The sequence below is a fragment of the Streptomyces sp. TBY4 genome, from assembly GCF_024213195.1.
Lineage (GTDB): Bacteria > Actinomycetota > Actinomycetes > Streptomycetales > Streptomycetaceae > Streptomyces.
On record NZ_JANAVF010000001.1, the window covers coordinates 260266 to 276427 of the forward strand.

At 72.4% G+C, this 16162-nt stretch carries 15 protein-coding genes; 7 read left to right on the forward strand and 8 right to left on the reverse strand.

Annotated features, from left to right (window positions below; genetic code table 11):
- Positions 1-76: 76 nt before the first annotated feature.
- A complete protein-coding gene (locus NLX94_RS01220; protein ID WP_254380637.1) occupies positions 77-976 on the reverse strand; it encodes a GNAT family N-acetyltransferase in 900 nt (299 codons plus the stop codon).
- A 94-nt stretch (positions 977-1070) separates the two neighbouring features.
- On the opposite strand from NLX94_RS01220, the gene NLX94_RS01225 reads away from it, so the two are divergent.
- Genes NLX94_RS01225 through NLX94_RS01240 form a run of 4 tightly spaced genes read left to right on the forward strand, consistent with a single transcriptional unit; the run spans position 1071 to position 5505 of the window.
- Positions 1071-3329: an MMPL family transporter gene (locus NLX94_RS01225; protein WP_254380638.1), complete on the forward strand. Its 2259-nt coding sequence runs from the start codon at positions 1071-1073 to the stop codon at positions 3327-3329.
- A gap of 5 nt (positions 3330-3334) precedes the next feature.
- The gene (locus NLX94_RS01230; protein WP_254380639.1) at positions 3335-4516 is read left to right on the forward strand and encodes a sensor histidine kinase; all 1182 of its coding nucleotides are present in this window, start codon (positions 3335-3337) and stop codon (positions 4514-4516) included.
- A gap of 1 nt (position 4517) precedes the next feature.
- Positions 4518-5159 carry a response regulator transcription factor gene (locus NLX94_RS01235; protein WP_254380640.1) on the forward strand — a complete coding sequence of 214 codons (642 nt, stop codon included), beginning with the start codon at positions 4518-4520 and terminating at the stop codon, positions 5157-5159.
- 16 nt (positions 5160-5175) lie between these two features.
- Positions 5176-5505 (forward strand): hypothetical protein, encoded by a 330-nt coding sequence (locus NLX94_RS01240; protein ID WP_254380641.1) that lies wholly within the window; start codon positions 5176-5178, stop codon positions 5503-5505.
- Positions 5506-5551: 46 nt separating this feature from the next.
- Here NLX94_RS01240 and NLX94_RS01245 read toward each other — a convergent pair whose 3' ends face one another.
- From NLX94_RS01245 to NLX94_RS01275, 7 genes are all read right to left on the reverse strand, one after another.
- Complete coding sequence (locus NLX94_RS01245; protein ID WP_308402350.1) at positions 5552-6976, reverse strand: aminobutyraldehyde dehydrogenase; 1425 nt, start codon at positions 6974-6976, stop codon at positions 5552-5554.
- On the reverse strand, positions 6969-8285 hold the full coding sequence (locus NLX94_RS01250) for an NAD(P)/FAD-dependent oxidoreductase (protein ID WP_254380642.1): 1317 nt from the start codon (positions 8283-8285) through the stop codon (positions 6969-6971). Before NLX94_RS01250 ends, NLX94_RS01245 begins: the two co-directional genes overlap by 8 nt.
- A 62-nt stretch (positions 8286-8347) precedes the next feature.
- Positions 8348-9535 carry an ABC transporter ATP-binding protein gene (locus tag NLX94_RS01255; RefSeq protein ID WP_254380643.1) on the reverse strand — a complete coding sequence of 396 codons (1188 nt, stop codon included), beginning with the start codon at positions 9533-9535 and terminating at the stop codon, positions 8348-8350.
- Positions 9536-9540: 5 nt separating this feature from the next.
- The gene (locus NLX94_RS39240) at positions 9541-10500 is read right to left on the reverse strand and encodes an ABC transporter permease (RefSeq protein ID WP_254380644.1); all 960 of its coding nucleotides are present in this window, start codon (positions 10498-10500) and stop codon (positions 9541-9543) included.
- Positions 10497-11408 (reverse strand): ABC transporter permease, encoded by a 912-nt coding sequence (locus NLX94_RS01265; RefSeq protein ID WP_254380645.1) that lies wholly within the window; start codon positions 11406-11408, stop codon positions 10497-10499. Before NLX94_RS01265 ends, NLX94_RS39240 begins: the two co-directional genes overlap by 4 nt.
- Position 11409: 1 nt before the next feature.
- The gene (locus tag NLX94_RS01270) at positions 11410-12540 is read right to left on the reverse strand and encodes a spermidine/putrescine ABC transporter substrate-binding protein (protein ID WP_254380646.1); all 1131 of its coding nucleotides are present in this window, start codon (positions 12538-12540) and stop codon (positions 11410-11412) included.
- A gap of 39 nt (positions 12541-12579) precedes the next feature.
- Positions 12580-13788: an aromatic ring-hydroxylating dioxygenase subunit alpha gene (locus NLX94_RS01275; RefSeq protein WP_254380647.1), complete on the reverse strand. Its 1209-nt coding sequence runs from the start codon at positions 13786-13788 to the stop codon at positions 12580-12582.
- Positions 13789-14193: 405 nt separating this feature from the next.
- On the opposite strand from NLX94_RS01275, the gene NLX94_RS01280 reads away from it, so the two are divergent.
- The 3 genes from NLX94_RS01280 to NLX94_RS01290 are packed head-to-tail and all read left to right on the forward strand — an operon-like array spanning position 14194 to position 16162.
- A complete protein-coding gene (locus NLX94_RS01280; protein ID WP_254380648.1) occupies positions 14194-14661 on the forward strand; it encodes a hypothetical protein in 468 nt (155 codons plus the stop codon).
- On the forward strand, positions 14658-15974 hold the full coding sequence (locus NLX94_RS01285) for an NADH-ubiquinone oxidoreductase-F iron-sulfur binding region domain-containing protein (RefSeq protein WP_254380649.1): 1317 nt from the start codon (positions 14658-14660) through the stop codon (positions 15972-15974). The genes NLX94_RS01280 and NLX94_RS01285 overlap by 4 nt, the downstream gene beginning before the upstream one ends.
- A complete protein-coding gene (locus NLX94_RS01290; RefSeq protein ID WP_254380650.1) occupies positions 15971-16162 on the forward strand; it encodes a ferredoxin in 192 nt (63 codons plus the stop codon). Before NLX94_RS01285 ends, NLX94_RS01290 begins: the two co-directional genes overlap by 4 nt.

A 16162-nucleotide genomic window follows, 5' to 3' on the forward strand; every position in this document is an offset into this window, starting at 1 on the left:
ATCACGCTAGGCCGAAGCGGCCCGGAGGGTCAAGGGGGCTTCAGCAGGTACGCGCTGTCCTTGTGGACCGGATCCGTCAGAGGAAGTGGCCGCTGGCGAGATAGGGAGCCGGTTCCGCCATGCCGCGGAGCGCGAGGTAGCCCTCCTGGCCGATGTCCAGCCGCGCGGCCAGGCCGACGTCGACCGCCCAGTGGTTGGCGGTGGTGATGCAGTTGACGAGCGTGTCGCCCCGGGAGGCGGCGAGGGCCTCCCACAGCAGGTCCTGGGCGGTCCCCGGCTCCGCCGCGGCGAGGAGTACGGCCCGGTTCTCCTCGTCGTCGATGTACGCGTATCCCGGCCTGCGCGGATCCCGGGACACGACCAGCCTGAGGCGCTCGAGCATGTAGGCGTGGTCGGGTCCGTGACCGGCCCCGCGGAGCCGCTCGTCCAGCCGGTCCATCCATTCGAGGTCCTCGGGCCGGCCCTCGCGGAGCCCGCCGCCCGCGGGAAGCGTGGACCGGTCGACCGTGCCGACCATCCGCATCTGCGGGTACAGCAGGAAGCCCGCCTGCCGGTAGCGCCGGGTCGCACCCGGGTGCACCGAGGAGGAGAACAGCCCCGGCCGGCCGTCGGCGTGCGCCAGCGCGGCGTCCATCAGCCGCCTGCCGATGCCCCGGCCCTGATGGCGGGTCAGCACGCCGTAGGTGGCGAGGCACCAGACCTGGCCGCGGTTCTGCGCCATGGCGAACCCGACCACGTCGCCACCAGCGCCGCTCCCGTCCTCCTCGACCGCGACCCAGCACCCCGCGGGATCGATCTCCAGATAGAACCGCATCCGTTCGATCCACTGCTTCGATCCGGCTTCCGAACGGGGCCGGATCTCCGGTTCGCCGACCCTCCTGGTGCTCTGGTCCGCCTCGAAGAAGAGCACCGCCGAAGCCCGCTCCGCCGACGGAAGGTCTTCCTCCCGCGCCGGCCTGATCCGCACTGATTCCATGGCCATACGCTCCCCGGTGTCCATCGACCGGTGGACAAGAAGTTCAGTCTGCCGGACGTCATGCCCGCCTCGGCCCGACGCGCATGATCCAGACATGAACCGACCAACCGTCAGAATCGCCCGCTGGAGCGCCCGTCACGCAGGACGAGCGATCGCCTGCTGGTTCGCCTTCGTGATCCTCTGCCTCGGCGCCGGCATCGCCGTCGGCAGCAACCAGGCCGCCTCCGAGGACTTCCGGGTCGGCGAGGCCGGCCGCGCCGAAGCCATCGCCGCCGAAGGCGGCCTGGAGCGCAGGCCCACGGAACAGATACTCATCCGCTCCCGGTCCGGCCCGCTGGACGCGGCAGCCGCCGACGCGGCAGCTCAGGACGTCACCGAGCGGATGCGCCGGCTGCCCGGGGTCGAGCGCATCGCCGCCCCCCTGCGCTCCCGCGACGGCACGGCCCTGATGGTGGCGGTGGTCATGAAGGGACCGGAGCTGGACGGCAGGAAGAACGTCGTTCCGCTCCTGGAGCAGACCGCCCAGGTGGCCGCCGCCCATCCCGGCCTGATCGTGGAGGAGACCGGCTCCCCGGCCATCAGCAAGGGGGTCAACGACCAGCGGAGCAAGGACCTGGCCCTGTCGGAGCGCCTCACCCTGCCCCTCACCCTGATCACCCTGCTGCTGGTGTTCGGCTCCGTCGTGATGGCGGGCGTCCCCCTGCTGCTCGCGCTCTCCTCGATCGCGGCCGCCCTCGGGCTGTCCATGGTCGCCTCGCACCTCCTGCCCGACCCCGGAGTCGGCACCAACATGATCCTGCTCATCGGCCTCGCCGTCGGTGTCGACTACACCCTCTTCTACCTGGAGCGGGAGCGCGAGGAACGGGCCCGTGCCCAGGGCCGGCTGAGCTCCGAGGCCCTGGTCGAACTGGCGGCCGCGACCGCGGGACGGGCCATCGTGGTCTCCGGGCTCGCCGTGATCGTGTCCACCGCCTCCCTCTACCTCGCCACCGACGTCATCTTCTCCTCCCTCGCCACCGGAACCATCCTGGTCGTCGCAGTGGCCGTCGCCAGCTCGCTGACCGTGCTGCCCGCGCTGCTGGTGAAGATCGGCCGCCGCACCGAGCGCCGGGCCCTACGGGGTGAGCGGCCGCGTACGAGGCTACCGTGGCCGCGCCGTGCAGCCGGTGGCGGGCGCGCGGCCCGCGCGAGCACCGGACGGCTGTCCGGAGCCCTCCTGAGGCCCGCGCGCACGCGACCCGTCCTCACGCTGTGCGTGTCCGTCCTGGCCATGCTCGGCCTGGCCGCACCCGCGTTCGGTCTCAAGCTCGTCGATCCGGGCCGGGACACCTTCTCCCGGGACATCCCCGCCATGCAGGTCTACGACCGGCTCAACGCGGCCTACCCCGAACTGACCACCCAGCACCGGGTCAGCGTCAGGTCCACCCCTGAACGCGCCGGTGAGGTCCGCACCGCCCTGGCGGAACTCGGCCGGCGCGTCCAGAGCGATCCGTTGTTCCACAGCACCGCCGAGCCGAGGATCCTGACCTCGGCCGACGGCCGGATCAGCGTGCTGGAGCTGGCCGTTCCCTTCGCCGCGACCTCGCAGGAGGGCGCCGCCTCGCTGACCCGGCTCCGCCAGGTGCACCTGCCCGCGACGGCCGGCGCGCTGACGGGGGCCGAGGCGGCCGTGTCGGGAGACGTGGCCCGCGGCCTCGACTATGTGGAGCACGAGAAGGGCAAACTTCCCCTGGTTCTCGGGTTCCTGCTGCTGGCAACCTTCCTGATGACCCTCTGGGCCTTCCGGTCGGCGGTCATCGCCCTGATCGGGGTGCTCCTCAACCTGTTGTCGGCCGGAGCCGCCCTCGGCGCCCTGGTCGCCACCTTCCAGGGCACCTGGGCGGAAGACCTCCTGGGCTTTGACTCCCTCGGTGCGATCGCCTCCCGGGTCCCGCTGTTCCTCTTCGTCATCCTCTTCGGACTCTCCATGGACTACCAGGTGTTCGTCGTCAGCCGCATCAAGGAGGCGAGGGACAACGGGATGACCGCCCGCGAAGCCGTGCTGGAGGGCATCGGCCGGTCCGCCAGGGTGGTGACCAGCGCGGCCATCGTGATGGTGACGGTGTTCGGGGCCTTCGTGGCCCTGCACCTCACCGAGATGAAGCAGATGGGCTTCTGCCTGGCCCTCGCGGTCCTGCTGGACGCCGTGGTGGTCCGGCTCATGCTCCTCCCCTCGCTGCTGCTCCTCCTCGGAGAGCGGGCCTGGCGCCCGCTGGGCGGTGTGCGCCGCAAGGGCCGCACGCGTCGTACGCCCGAGGCCCACCCGGTGCAGAGCTCTCCGTCCACCGAACGCCCGCCGCAGAACGTAGGCTGACGATCATGCTGCAACGGCCCAGGCAAGGCGACCCGTTCTGGATATGGATGCTCCACTGGTGGGACATCCTGTCCTGGGCCGTCATCGGACTCCTGATGCTGCTCACCGCCCTCGCCGACCTCCCGGGTCCGGTGAAGTACGGGTCGCTCGCACTCCTGGGCCTGCTCGCCTTCAGCTACGCGTTCGTCAGGCGGCTGCCCGGAAATCCCGTACGCGGGGGCTACGTTCACCTGATCGTGCTGCTGGTCACCCTCGCGGCCCTCTCGTACCTGCGCGACGGGTACGGAGTGCTCTACACCCTGGCCCTGCCGCAGTTCGTCATCTTCGTGGAGAACCTCCGGGCCGCGATCGTTCTCAGCGGCCTGGGGGCCACGGCGATCACCCTCGGCGGCACCCTGCGGCAGGGCTGGGGAGCCGAGAACCTCACCACGAACACCATCTCCTCCCTCTCCGTCTACGCGGTGAGCGTGCTGATCGCTTTACTGACCCCGAGAGCACTCGCGGCCCGCGACGAACGGGCCCAGTTGCGCGCCGAGTTGGACAGCGCACAGCTCGACCTGGCCACGGCACACCGGATCCAGGGTGCGGCGCAGGAGCGCGAGCGCCTCGCCCGGGAGATCCACGACACCCTCGCCCAGGGGTTCGCCTCCATCATCGTGCTGGCGGAGGCGGCCCGCTCCAGCCTGGAAACCGATCCGGGGCGCAGTGCACAACAGTTGCTGTCCATCGAGCAGACCGCTCGGGAGAACTTCGCGGAGGCCCGGGTCCTGGTCGGGGCGGCCCCGCAGAGCGGACTCACACCGGGATCCGTCGCGGCGACCCTGCGCCGGACCCTGGACCGCTTCTCCGAGGACACGGGGCTCCACGTCATCTCCGACCTGGCCGAGGTCGAATGCGACCAGCCGACCCGGATCGCCCTGCTGCGCTGCACCCAGGAGTCCCTGGCCAACGTCCGCAAGCACGCGGCCGCCTCCACGGTGGACGTGGTCCTCGCGCAACGGCCGTACGGCGTGGAGCTGGAGATCACCGACGACGGCCAGGGCTTCGCCGTCGAGGACGCCCGCGGGTTCGGCCTCGGCGGCATGAGAAAGCGTCTCGCCGAACTCGGCGGAGACCTCACGGTCACCAGCTCCGTCGGTGACGGCACCCGCATCCTGGCCCTGATCCCCACGAACGATGAGGCATGACATGACCCCAGAACCGTCCCTGCGCGTCGTGGTGGTGGACGACCACACGGTCATGCGCGCCGGCGTGGTGGCCCTACTGGCCTCGGAACCGACCGTCGACATCGTCGGTGAGGCCGGGGACGGCCGCGCCGCCGTGGAACTGATCGAGCGCCTGCGGCCGGACGTCGCACTGATCGATCTGCGGATGCCCGTACTGGACGGGGTGAGCGCCACGGCCGAGATCGTCGCCGGCCCCGCCCCCACCCGGGTGCTGATCCTGACGACGTACGACACCGACGAGGAGATCGAGCGCGCGGTGGAGGCCGGGGCGATCGGGTACCTGCTCAAGGACACCACCCGCGAGCAGCTCGTCGACGCCATCCACTCCGCGTCCCGGGGCGAAACCGTCCTGGCCCCGCGGGTCGCGGAGCGCCTGGTGGCCCGGATGCGCCGGCCCGCCGTCGTGCCGTTGACCGCCCGCGAGGTGGACGTCCTCAACGCGGTGGCGGACGGACTGTCCAATGTGGAGATCGGCCGGAGGCTGGTCATCGCCGAAGCCACGGTCAAGACCCACCTGCTCCGCGTCTTCGCCAAACTGGACGTCAGCGACCGCACCCACGCGGTGGTCGTGGCCATGCAGCGAGGACTCCTGACCCGCCGCTGATGTGCATAGTGTGCCCATGGATCGCATCGCGGGTCGGGCCCGCCTCGAATGGTGGGCCAATGAAGCGACGTGCCTCGAGAGATACGCCGTCGACATCACCGCCACTGCCGACCCGGCCGACACCTGGTGGGCAGCCGGTCGGCACGCCGAGGCCCTGGACGCGCCCCAGCGCGAGGGCTGGGACTTCCTCATGGAGATGGACCCTTACTTCTCCCTCGCGCTTCCCGGCGAGGAGAAGCCCTCCCTCTTCGTGCGGGTCTCCGAGGCGCAGGACGGAACTCTCACGCTCACGGAGGCCCTGGACGGCAAGGACGGTTCAGTGGACTTCACCTTCGACCTCCCCTGAGCCGCCACCCCCCTCGCCATGAGGGTGGCTGCCAGGTCGAGCCCGGTCACAGCATGACGTGCTTGGCCTGGGTGTAGTCCAGGAGGCCGGCCAGGGAGAGGTCGCTGCCGTAGCCGGAGTGTTTGACTCCGCCGTGGGGCATCTCGGAGACCGTGGTGCCGTGGGTGTTCACCCAGACGATGCCGGTGTGCAGGGCGCGGGTGGCGCGCATCGCGCGGTCGTGGTCGGCGGTCCACACGCTCGCGGCCAGGCCGAAGCGGACTCCGTTGGCGAGGTGCAGGGCCTCGGCCTCGTCCGCGAAGGTCTGGACGCTCACGACGGGTCCGAAGATCTCCTCCTGCACGATCTCGTCGTCCTGGCGGACGCCCGCGACCACGGTGGGCTCGTGGTAGAAGCCGGGGCGCGGGAGCCGGCTGCCTCCGGTGACGGTCCTGGCGTGGGCCGGCAGGCGGTCCAGCAGGCCCTGTACGGAGGCCAGTTGGGCGGTGTTGTTGAGGGGTCCGAAGTCGGCGCCGGCGCGGAGTCCGGCCGCCTCGGCGGCGAAGGCCTCGAGGAACGCGTCGTGGATCCGGCGGTGGACCAGGAGCCGGGTGGGTGCGGTGCAGTCCTGGCCGGCGTTGTAGTAGGCGACCGCGGCGAGGGCGGAGGCGGTCGCCTTGACGTCCACGTCCTCGTGGACGATGACGGGGGCGTTGCCGCCGAGTTCCAGGTGGACCCGCTTGAGGCCGGCCGCGGCGGCCGCCGCGATCTCCTGTCCGGCCCGGACGCTGCCGGTGACGGCGATCAGGGCGACCGCAGGATGGGCGGTGAGGGCGCGGCCGGTGTCGCGGTCTCCGCAGACCACGTTGAGCACGCCCGGCGGCAGGTGCTCGGCGGCGATCCGGGCCAGGAGCACGGACGAGGAGGGGGTGGTGTCGGCGGGTTTGAGCACGGTGGTGTTCCCGGCGGCGATGGCCGGAGCGATCTTCCACGCGGCCATCATCAGCGGGTAGTTCCAGGGGGTGATCTGGGCGCAGACCCCGACCGGTTCGCGGCGCAGCAGGGAGGTGCGGCCCTCGGTGTACTCGGCCGCGGCGGCGCCCGGCAGGTTCCGCGCGGCTCCGGCGAAGTAGCGGACGGCGTCGGCGATCGCGGGCAGCTCGTCCTGCCTGAACTGCTCGGCGGGCTTTCCGGTGTCCCCGGTCTCCGCGGCGGTGAACTCCTCCGCGTGCGCCTCGATGGCGTCGGCGATGCCGAGGAGGGCACGCTGCCGCGCGGCCGGGGTGGTGGTGGACCAGTGCTCGTACGCGGCCGCCGCCGCGAAGCAGGCCGCGTCCGTGTCGGCGGGGCCCGAGCGCGGGGCCCGGCGGTGCACACGGCCGGTGGCGGGGTCGGTGAGGGCCATGGTCTCGCCCGAGGCGGCGGGCCGGTCCGCTCCCCCGATGTGGTTGAGCAGGGCCGGGCCGGCGGGGTCGTGCGGGGTGTCAGCCACGGCGCAGGGCCTCCTCGGCGGCGGCGCGTCCGGTGCGGACGGCGCCTTCCATGTAGCCGGCCACCCACTGGTCGGATCCGCAGACGTAGAAGGGGGGTTCGTGGGTGCCGTGCCGCGGGCCGACGGCCATGACGTCGCCGGGGGTCCACTGGGTGACGTACCCCTGGGTCCACGGGTCGGTGCCCCACATGCGGGTGAAGGTGGCGAGCGGCCGGTGCGCCTCGTCGCCGTAGAGCCGCGCTACGTCGGCCAGCAGTTCGGTGGTGCGCAGGGCGGCGGGCGTGCCGAGGAGGACCCCGTAGCGTTCGGGCGGGACGAGGGCGGAGAGGATGCCTTCGCTCTGTGGCCAGGTGCTGCCGAGGAGCCCCTCGCATTCGGAGAGGCCGCTGAGGCCCCGGTCCCGCCAGAAGGGTCGGGCGTAGGCGGCGGTGAACTTGGCGGCGAGGGCGTGGCGCTGGCGGTGCAGGGAAGCGAGGCGCTCCTCGCTGACCCCGGTGACGGCGACCGACCGGAGCGGGCCGGCCGGGAGGGCGCTGACCACGGCGGAGGCGGTGAGGGTCTCGCCGCCGGCCAGGCGTACGGAGCTGCGGCCTGGCCTCCGTACCGCGATCTCCTCGACGGGTGAGCCCGTACGGATCCGGCCGCCGAGGGCCTCGGCCATGCGCAGGGCCACGGTCGCCGAGCCCTCGGCTACGCGCAGGCCCTCCCACGCCTCGTACTCGTAGTGGCTGGTGCCGGGGACCGCGGCGTGTTTGCGGAGGGCCGCGAGCAGGGAGGTCCGTTCGCAGGAGCCGTCGGCGAGTGCGAGTTGGCCGATCTCCCAGAGCCGTACGACGGCCGGGGTGGCGCCCTGGGCACGGAGCCAGTCGCCGACGGAGCTCCGGTCGAGGTCCGCGGCCTCGGGGTGGGACCAGGGGTCGGCCGGGTCCACGGTGGCGGCGAGCGCCGTGAAGGCGGCGGTGACCTTGGCGCGGCAGGCGTCGTCGCCTGGGCCGAACCAGTGGGGCGGGTCGGTGGCGGAGACCCCTTCGGGGGTGGCGCGGACGAGGGCGCCGGGCTCGGCGACGTAGCTGGGGACCAGGGTGAGTCCCAGTTCCGCGGCCAGGGCGGTGTACGCGGTGTGGGCGCGGCCCACCACCTCCCCGCCGAGCTGGACCAGCCGGCCGTCGGGGAGGGTGGTCTGCTCGACGCGTCCGCCGACGCGGTCGCGGGCCTCGACGACGAGCACGTCGGCCCCGCCCGCGGCCAGGTCGCGCGCGGCGGCGAGACCTGCCAGTCCGGCGCCGAGGACGATGACGTCGTGGTTCATGGGGTGTACTTCCTTCGGTCGGGACCGGTCGGTCGACGGGACGGGTCAGTCGACGGGACGGGTCAGTCGAGGACCAGGCAGTGCTCGGGATTCCAGCCGATCTCGACCCGCTCGCCGCCGCTCCAGCGGTCCTCCATGCGGGAGCGGACGGTGTTCTGCTCCAGTACGGACACCGTGACGCCGGGGGCCAGTTCGATGAGGTACGTGGTGGTCGGGCCGGAGTAGACGGTCTCCCGGACGACTCCGCTGACCTGGGCCATGCCCGGTTCGAAGCCGGAGAGCCAGATCTTTTCGGGGCGGATGGAGAGGCTGACCCGGCTGCCGTCGGGGACGCCGGACCGGGGGCCGACGGGCAGGGCGGGGCCCTCGTCGAGGAGGACGCGGCCGGAGCGGTAGGTACCCGGGACCAGGTTGGAGGTGCCCATGAAGGAGGCCACGAAGCTGCTCGTGGGGCGTTCGTACACGTCTTCCGGCGTGCCGCACTGCTCGATGCGGCCCTCGTTCATGACGGCGAGCCGGTCCGACATGGTCAGGGCCTCGTCCTGGTCGTGGGTGACGAAGACGAAGGTGATGCCGACCTCCCGCTGGATCTGCTTGAGCTCGACCTGCATCCGGCGGCGCAGTTTCAGGTCGAGGGCGGCCAGCGGCTCGTCCAGGAGCAGCACCTGGGGGCGGTTGACCAGGGCGCGGGCGAGGGCGACGCGCTGGCGCTGGCCTCCGGAGAGCGTGGGCGGTTTGCGGCCGGCCAGGTGCCCGAGCTGTACGAGCTCCAGCATCTCGTCGACCCGTCGGCGGATCTCGGCGCGGGGTACGCCGCTGCGCTTGAGGCCGAAGGCCACGTTGTCGGCGAGCGACAGGTGGTCGAAGAGGGCGTAGCTCTGGAAGACGGTGTTGACGTTGCGCTTGTTGGGCGGCAGCCCCGTGACGTCCTCGCCGTCGAGCAGGACGCTGCCTTCCGTGGGGTCGGCGAAGCCTCCGATCATGCGCAGCAGGGTGGTCTTCCCGCAGCCGGAGGGGCCGAGGAGGGAGAAGAACTCGCCCGGGGCGATGTCCAGGCTGACGTCGTGGACGGCGTAGGTGTCCGTGTTGCGGTACTGCTTGGCGACGCGGTCGAGCCGGACGGCGGGGTGGGGTGCTGCGTGGCCGGTGTGGGGTGCCGCGTCGGCGGCGTGGGAGGCCGCGTCGGCGGGGTGGGGTGCCGCGTCGGCGATCTGCGGGTCCGCCTGCGGATCAGGGTTCGGGTGCTGCATGGGTGTCACTTCCCCGGGAGCAGGTCGAGGCCGCCGCGGCGGCCGAAGAGGTGCGGGATGGCGAGGGCGAACGCGATGAGGGCGATGGAGCCGACGAGCATCAGGGTGCCGACGGCGTTGATGGTGGGCTGGACGCCGAACCTGATCGCCGAGTAGATGCGGACGGAGAGCGGTTGCGGGTCGACGCCGGTGGTGAAGTAGGCGAGGACGAAGTCGTCGAAGACCAGGGCGAAGATCAGCACCCCGGAGGCGAGGATGCCCGGGAGCAGCGCGGGCAGGGTCACCAGGCGCAGGGCCTGGCGGCGGGTGGCTCCGAGGTCCATCGCCGCCTCCTCGACCTCCGGGTTGAGGGCGGCGATGCGGGAGCGCAGGATGACCGTGACGTAGGAGATGGAGAAGGTGATCTCGGCGAGCATCACGGTGGTGGTGGACAGGGTGATGCCGAGGCCCTTGAAGAGCATCATCGCGGCGACGCCGGTGACGATCTCCGGGGTGATCAGCGGGACGAGCATGACCAGGCCGGCGAAGGAGCCCAGGCGGCCGCGGCCGCGGACCAGTCCCAGGGCGAGGGCCACTCCGAGGACGAGCGAGACGGCCATCGCGACGAGCGACACCCGCAGGCTCATGCCGAGCGAGCCGATGAGCACCTCGTCGTGGAAGAACGCCTCGTACCAGCGCAGGCTCACCCCGTCGAAGACGGTGAGGGACTTCTGCGCGTTGAAGGAGAACAGGACGACGACGCCGACGGGGAGGTAGAGCAGCGCGAAGAAGACCGCGGTGACGGCGATGGCGAACCGGGGCCGGCGGTCGGCTCCGCGGCGCCGCCTGCCGGGACGGCGCGGCCGGGTGGCGGCCCGCTTCTCCGCCTCGCCGGCGGTCCGGAGGGCGGTGCGTACGGTCGTCGCGGCGCGCGGCGCGGGAGGTGCCGTCGCAGGTGCCGTACGGGGAACGGGGCGCGGGTTCACCGGACCGCCTCCGCCTCGTCCTTGCGGGTCCGGCGCAGGTAGCCGAGCATCCCGAGGAGCAGGACCCCCATCAGCAGGATGGTCAGGGCCGAGCCGAGCGGCCAGTTCTGGCCCTGGAAGAACTTGTCCTGGATCAGGTTGCCGATCATGATCTGGTCGGGACCTCCCATGAGCTGTGCGCTGACGAAGTCGCCCATGGCGGGCAGGAAGACGAGGACGCAGCCGGCGGCCGCGCCCTGGCGGGTGGCGGGCACGGTGACGAAGAGGAAGGTCCGCAGGGGGCCTCCGTAGAGGTCGCGGCCTGCCTCGATGAGCGAGGTGTCCATGCGCTCCATGGCCGCGTAGAGCGGGATGATCATGAAGACGACGAAGCCGTAGACGAGTCCGGCGATGACCCCCGGGGCGGTCTGGAGGATCTTGGTGTCGCCGTCGGCGAGGCCGGCCGCGCGCAGGGCCTTCAGCAGCGGCCCGTCGTCGGAGAGCACGACGGACCAGCCGTACATCCGCACCAGGTAGTTGGCGAAGAAGGGGACGACGATCGCGGCGATCAGCAGGTTCTTGAAGCGGCCGCCGCGCAGGGCGATGGCGTAGGCGACGGGGTAGGCCACGGCCAGGCAGATGAGGCAGGTGATCAGCGCGTAGCCGAGCGAGCGCAGCAGGACGGTGCGGTAGGCCGGATCGGCGAGCGCGGCGAAGTTCTCGGGGTTGAGCCCGAAGCGCGGGTTTCCGAGCGGGTCGGTGGTGCCGAAGGCGAGGGTGGCCACCAGGAGCAGGGAGGCCAGGAGGAAGCCGCTCATCCACAGGGTGCCGGGGAGCATGAACCAGGTCCACAGCCGCGCCTCCTGCCGGGCCCGTCCCCCGCGCGGCGCCCGGACTTCACGTGGTGCCCGGAGTTCACGGGGTGCCATGTCAGCCGGCCTTCACGTCGGTCCAGGCGGCGTCGCGGTCCTGCTCGCCCTTGGCCGTGCCGTTGCGGAAGTAGAGGTCGTCCTTGAGGTCGGCCGCCGTCACCTGGCACTGGGGGAAGGGCTCCACGAGCGCGGCGTACGTGTCCTCGGTGCCGCGGACCGGCATGGGGTAGCCGATGTACTCGATGTTCTTCTTCACGTTCTCGGGGCGGAGCATGTAGTCGATGAAGAGCATCGCGGTGCCGGGGTGCTGCGCGTTGGCGGGGATCGCGTAGCAGTCGGAGTTGACGGGGGCGCCCTCGCGGGCGACCTGGAAGCCGAAGACGGCGGGGTCCTCCGCCTGGGCGAGCATGGCGGCCATGTCCCCGCTCCAGGCCTGGGTCATGTCGGCGTTGCCGTTGAGCAGGTTGTTGTAGCTGTCGCTGGAGAAGCCGCGCAGGCGGGGGCGGAGCGAGCGGAGGGTCTCCGTGACCCGCGCGAGGTCCCCCCGGTCGTCGGTGGTGAGGCCGAGGCCGAGCTTGAGCGCGCCCAGGCCGAGCACCTCGTCGCGGTCGTCGAGTACGAAGACCTTGCCCTTGGCCTGCTCGTTCCACAGGTCGTCCCAGGAACCGGTCAGGTCACCGAGCCGGTCGCGGCGCCAGCCGATGCCGGTCTTGTACATGGTGAAGGGCACGGTGTGCCGGGAGCCGGGGTCGTACCAGGGGTCGGCGAAGTAGTCGTAGCCGCCGAACACCGCCTCGGCGTTCTTCAGCCGGGTGCGGTCGATCGTACGGAGCCTGCCGCCGGTGGCGAGGCGCTGGGTCCATTTCGCCGTCGGGAAGATGATGTCGTACTGGTTCCCGGAGTTGAGCTTGGCGGCCATGCCTTCCATCGAGTCGTAGTTCGACTGGACGACCTTGACGCCGTACTCCTTCTCGAAGCCTTCGAAGACGGCCGGGTCGACGAAGTCGGCCCAGTTGAAGTAGACGAGGTCGCCGTCGACCTTGACGTCGATCGGCGTCTCCTCGGCCTCCTTTCCGGCCGGGTCGTCACCGGACGCGAATCCGCAGCCGGCCGCGGCGAGGCCGAGGGCGGCGACGGTGCCTGCGCGGAGGAGGGAGCGTCTGGACAGGTGGTGTGCCTCGGGGGACATGCGGGGTCCTCTCCGTAGGGGGCCGTTGGGGGGAACGGTTCAGCGCTCGGCTTCGGGGGCGGGGCCCGCGGCCGCTTCGGCGCCCGGGGCGGCGGCGCCGTCCAGGTCTGCCCGGATGCGGCCGGCGAACCAGCCGACCGCCGACTCGCGGCGGGAGAGCGGGCCGGGCTCGAAGCCGGGTGTGGAGAGCCCCTTCTGCACGCGGGCGACGAGCTCGACGTCCTCGTCGTTGGTGATCCAGCCGATGTGGATGTTCAGGCGGCGGGCGATGCGGGTGCGCAGGCTCGTACCGCGCCGGGTGTAGAAGCCGCCAGGGACGGCCACCCGGTCCACCGCCGTCGGGATCGCGGTCCAGGCCAGGACGTGGTCGGGGTAGAAGTCGATCAGGGTGTTCGGGTAGATGACGGCGTACCGCCAGACCCGCCGGTCGGCTTCGGCCAGGCCGGGCATGGGGGCGGCGATGCGCTGGTAGAGGCGTTCGGCCCAGTTCGAGGAGGGCTTGTCCCGCAGGGGCGAGGCGAACAGGGCGTAGGACTCCTCGATCTCGCAGGAGTAGCCCTGGTAGTCGAGCAGCCGCATCAGGCCGGGGTGGGCCACCGGCACGTGGTAGCCCTCCAGGTAATTGTCGACCGTCACCTTCCAGTTGGCCTCCTGGACCTCGGCTCCGGCCAGGTCGTGGATCCGGTCGCGGCCGACCGGGACCAGGTCGGCGCCGGCGTAGTGGCCGACGGCTTCGGCGAGGCCGGCGCACTGCTGCGCCAGCGGGACGGCGTCGAGGTCGAGGTTGACGAACACGAAGCCGAGGAAGGATTCGACGCGGGCCGGGAACAGACCGAGCCGGGGCTTGTCGAGGCAGGGGATCTGGCGCGCCTCCGGGGCTCCGACCAGGCTGCCGTCGAGGCGGTAGGTCCAGCCGTGGTAGGGGCAGCGGATCGCCTTGCCGGCGGGTTCGGGGGCCGTGACCAGGCGCGTTCCGCGATGGCGGCACACGTTGAGGTGGGCGGCGAGGGAGCCGTCCTCGGTGCGGACGACGAGCACCTCGCGGCCCGCGACGGTGGCGGCGAGCCGGGCACCGGGGTCCGGCAGGTCGGACTCGTGGCAGACGAGCTGCCAGGCCTTCGCGAAGACCTTGTGGGTCTCCTCGGCGGCCGTATCGGGATCGGTGTAGTAGCGGGCCGGCAGCGCGGGCCCGGGGAGGTCGGGGACCGGCTGGTGGGCCGGGGGCTTCTCGGGGGCTCTGGAGTGCATCGGGTGACCCTCCGTAGCGGCGGTGCGACGGTCGGTCCCGGCTGTGGGCAGCGGGACGACGCAGCGGTGGGCAGCGGGCCGGGGCGGACGCCGGGGCCTTGCTGACCGATTGGACAGTCAGATTGCTGGCTCATTTCCGCCGGGTCAAGACTTGTACGCTGACCGATCGGTCAGCTAGCGTAATTCTCGTCGCTGCACCGGCGTTCATCCACTTCTGGGCCTTTTGTCGGGCCGGACGCAGCCCCGCCGCCCTGGCACCCGCCAGGGCCCGCACCCCACCTCCATCCCCGCGTGCCGCACGCCACCGGCATCCCCCGCGGTGAGTCCCGGGCATCCCCACCCCGCCCCCGGCTCCCGTCACCGGCCCGGTCGCCCACGGCACCCCCACCCCTCCCGGAGGCACGCATGAGCGGTCATCGGCGTCTGGACTGGCTCGGGCTCACCCCCGAGCCGGAGCGGGAACTGCCCGCTGCGATCGCCACCCTGCGCGCCTCCTCGCGCCATCCCCCTACGGAAACCACGGAACCCACGGAGACCACGGAGACCGCAGAGCCCGAGGAGACCTCGGAGCCCCCCGCGCAGCTGGTCGCCTCCGAGCGGCGCCGCCTGGAGCGCCTGATCCTGCGGGGCAGCCGGCGCGACTGGCTGCGCTACCTCGCCGAAGTCACCGCCCTGGTGACCGCCGTTGCCGACGGCGCCCGGCAGCGCGACCGCCCGGCCGCCCTGCTCGCCGGCGAGGTGGTCCTCGACCACCACCGCATGCTCATCGGCCTCCCGGGAACGGGATACGCCCGAACCGCCGCGGATCGCGCCGCTCTTGAGCGCGCCGTACGAACCCTCCGCGCCAACTCCCGGACAGGAAACAGCCCATGACCACGATCCGACTCCCGACGGGAACGACCCCGCCGGGCTCCGTGCTCGGAGCCGCGCCGGACGCGGCGGAGGACGCCGCCGCGTACCTCGCCACCGGTGGCTACGCCAACGCCACCGGCCCCGGCGAACTGCTGCGCCACCTCGCCGCATCCGGTCTGCGCGGGCGCGGCGGGGCCGGCTTCCCGGTCGCCGTCAAACTGCGTGCCGTCCGCGAGCGCGGCGGCCACCCGGTGGTGGTGGCCAACGGCGAGGAGGGCGAGCCCGGTTCGGTCAAGGACCGCTGGCTGCTGCGGGCCAGGCCCCATCTGGTCCTCGACGGCCTCGCCCGCGCCGCCGCGGTCACCGGCGCCGTACGCGGCTACGTGTACCTCTCCGACCCGGTGGCCGCCGACCGCGTCCGCCGCGCCCTCGCCGAACGGGAACCGTCCCTGTCCGTCGAGGTCGTCGAGACCGCCCACACCTACGTCGCCGGGGAGGAGAGCGCGGTGGTCCGCCGGATCGACGGCGGGCCGGCCCTGCCCACCGCCAAACCGCCCCGCCCCTTCGAGCGCGGGGTCGGCGGCGCACCGACCCTGGTCTCCAACGTCGAGACGCTGGCCCGCATCGCCCTCACCGCCGCCCGCCCCGGCCTGCGCCGGACGATCGCCCGCTCCACCCTGGTGACGCTGTCCGGCGGCAGCGCGGCTCCCCTCCTCACCGAGGTCCCCTACGGAGTCCCCCTGCGCACCCTGGCCGCCGCGCTCGGGGTGCCGGACCCGGCCGGGGCCCTGATGGGCGGACTGTTCGGCGGACTCGTCGACGCCCGCGCCCTGGACCTCCCCCTGGAACCGGACGCGCTCGCCGCCGCCGGCACGGCACTGGGCTGCGGGGCGATCCGCTTCCTCGCCGCCGGAGCCTGCCCGGTGGGCGCCGCCGCCGACGCCGTCGGCCACCTCGCGGCGGAGAGCGCACGGCAGTGCGGGGTCTGCGTCTCGGGCACCGCCGCCGTCCGCGACGCCGTCCACGCCCTCGCCGCGGGCACCGCCGCGCCCGACACCCCCGACCGGCTGGAGCGGTGGTCGCTGGGACTGCGCGGGCGCGGCGCGTGCGGACTGCTCGACGCTGCCGCGGGCATCGCCGGCAGCCTGCTCGGCGCCTTCCCCGGACTCGTCCGGTCCCACCTGCGGGAGCCCTGCCCGGTCTGCGCCGCCGCCCCGCCCGGGGCCGGCCCCGGCCACCGCCTCACCGTGGCCGTCCCGGAGGTCGCCGGCCCGGCCGTGGACCACGTACCCGTACCACCGCTCCGCCTGCCCGTGCTGAAAGGAACACCGTGAAACTCCTGCTGGATTCCACCCGCTGCCAGGGCTACGGACTGTGCCAGGAACACGCACCCGACCTGGTCGAACTCGACGAGTGGGGCTATGCGAAGGTCATCGCCGTCGCCGTCCCGACCGGCGCCGAGGAAGCGGCGCGCGCCTGCGCCGCGAGCTGCCCCAACTCTGCGCTCCGAGTGGAGAACTGA

Coding starts and splice junctions, on each gene's coding strand:
- NLX94_RS01220 (WP_254380637.1), bottom strand. CDS start 976: ATGGAATCAGTGCGGATCAGGCCGGCGCGGGAGGAAGACCTTCCGTCG.
- NLX94_RS01225 (WP_254380638.1), top strand. CDS start 1,071: ATGAACCGACCAACCGTCAGAATCGCCCGCTGGAGCGCCCGTCACGCA.
- NLX94_RS01230 (WP_254380639.1), top strand. CDS start 3,335: ATGCTGCAACGGCCCAGGCAAGGCGACCCGTTCTGGATATGGATGCTC.
- NLX94_RS01235 (WP_254380640.1), top strand. CDS start 4,518: ATGACCCCAGAACCGTCCCTGCGCGTCGTGGTGGTGGACGACCACACG.
- NLX94_RS01240 (WP_254380641.1), top strand. CDS start 5,176: ATGGATCGCATCGCGGGTCGGGCCCGCCTCGAATGGTGGGCCAATGAA.
- NLX94_RS01250 (WP_254380642.1), bottom strand. CDS start 8,285: ATGAACCACGACGTCATCGTCCTCGGCGCCGGACTGGCAGGTCTCGCC.
- NLX94_RS01255 (WP_254380643.1), bottom strand. CDS start 9,535: ATGCAGCACCCGAACCCTGATCCGCAGGCGGACCCGCAGATCGCCGAC.
- NLX94_RS01265 (WP_254380645.1), bottom strand. CDS start 11,408: ATGGCACCCCGTGAACTCCGGGCACCACGTGAAGTCCGGGCGCCGCGC.
- NLX94_RS01270 (WP_254380646.1), bottom strand. CDS start 12,540: ATGTCCCCCGAGGCACACCACCTGTCCAGACGCTCCCTCCTCCGCGCA.
- NLX94_RS01275 (WP_254380647.1), bottom strand. CDS start 13,788: ATGCACTCCAGAGCCCCCGAGAAGCCCCCGGCCCACCAGCCGGTCCCC.
- NLX94_RS01280 (WP_254380648.1), top strand. CDS start 14,194: ATGAGCGGTCATCGGCGTCTGGACTGGCTCGGGCTCACCCCCGAGCCG.
- NLX94_RS01285 (WP_254380649.1), top strand. CDS start 14,658: ATGACCACGATCCGACTCCCGACGGGAACGACCCCGCCGGGCTCCGTG.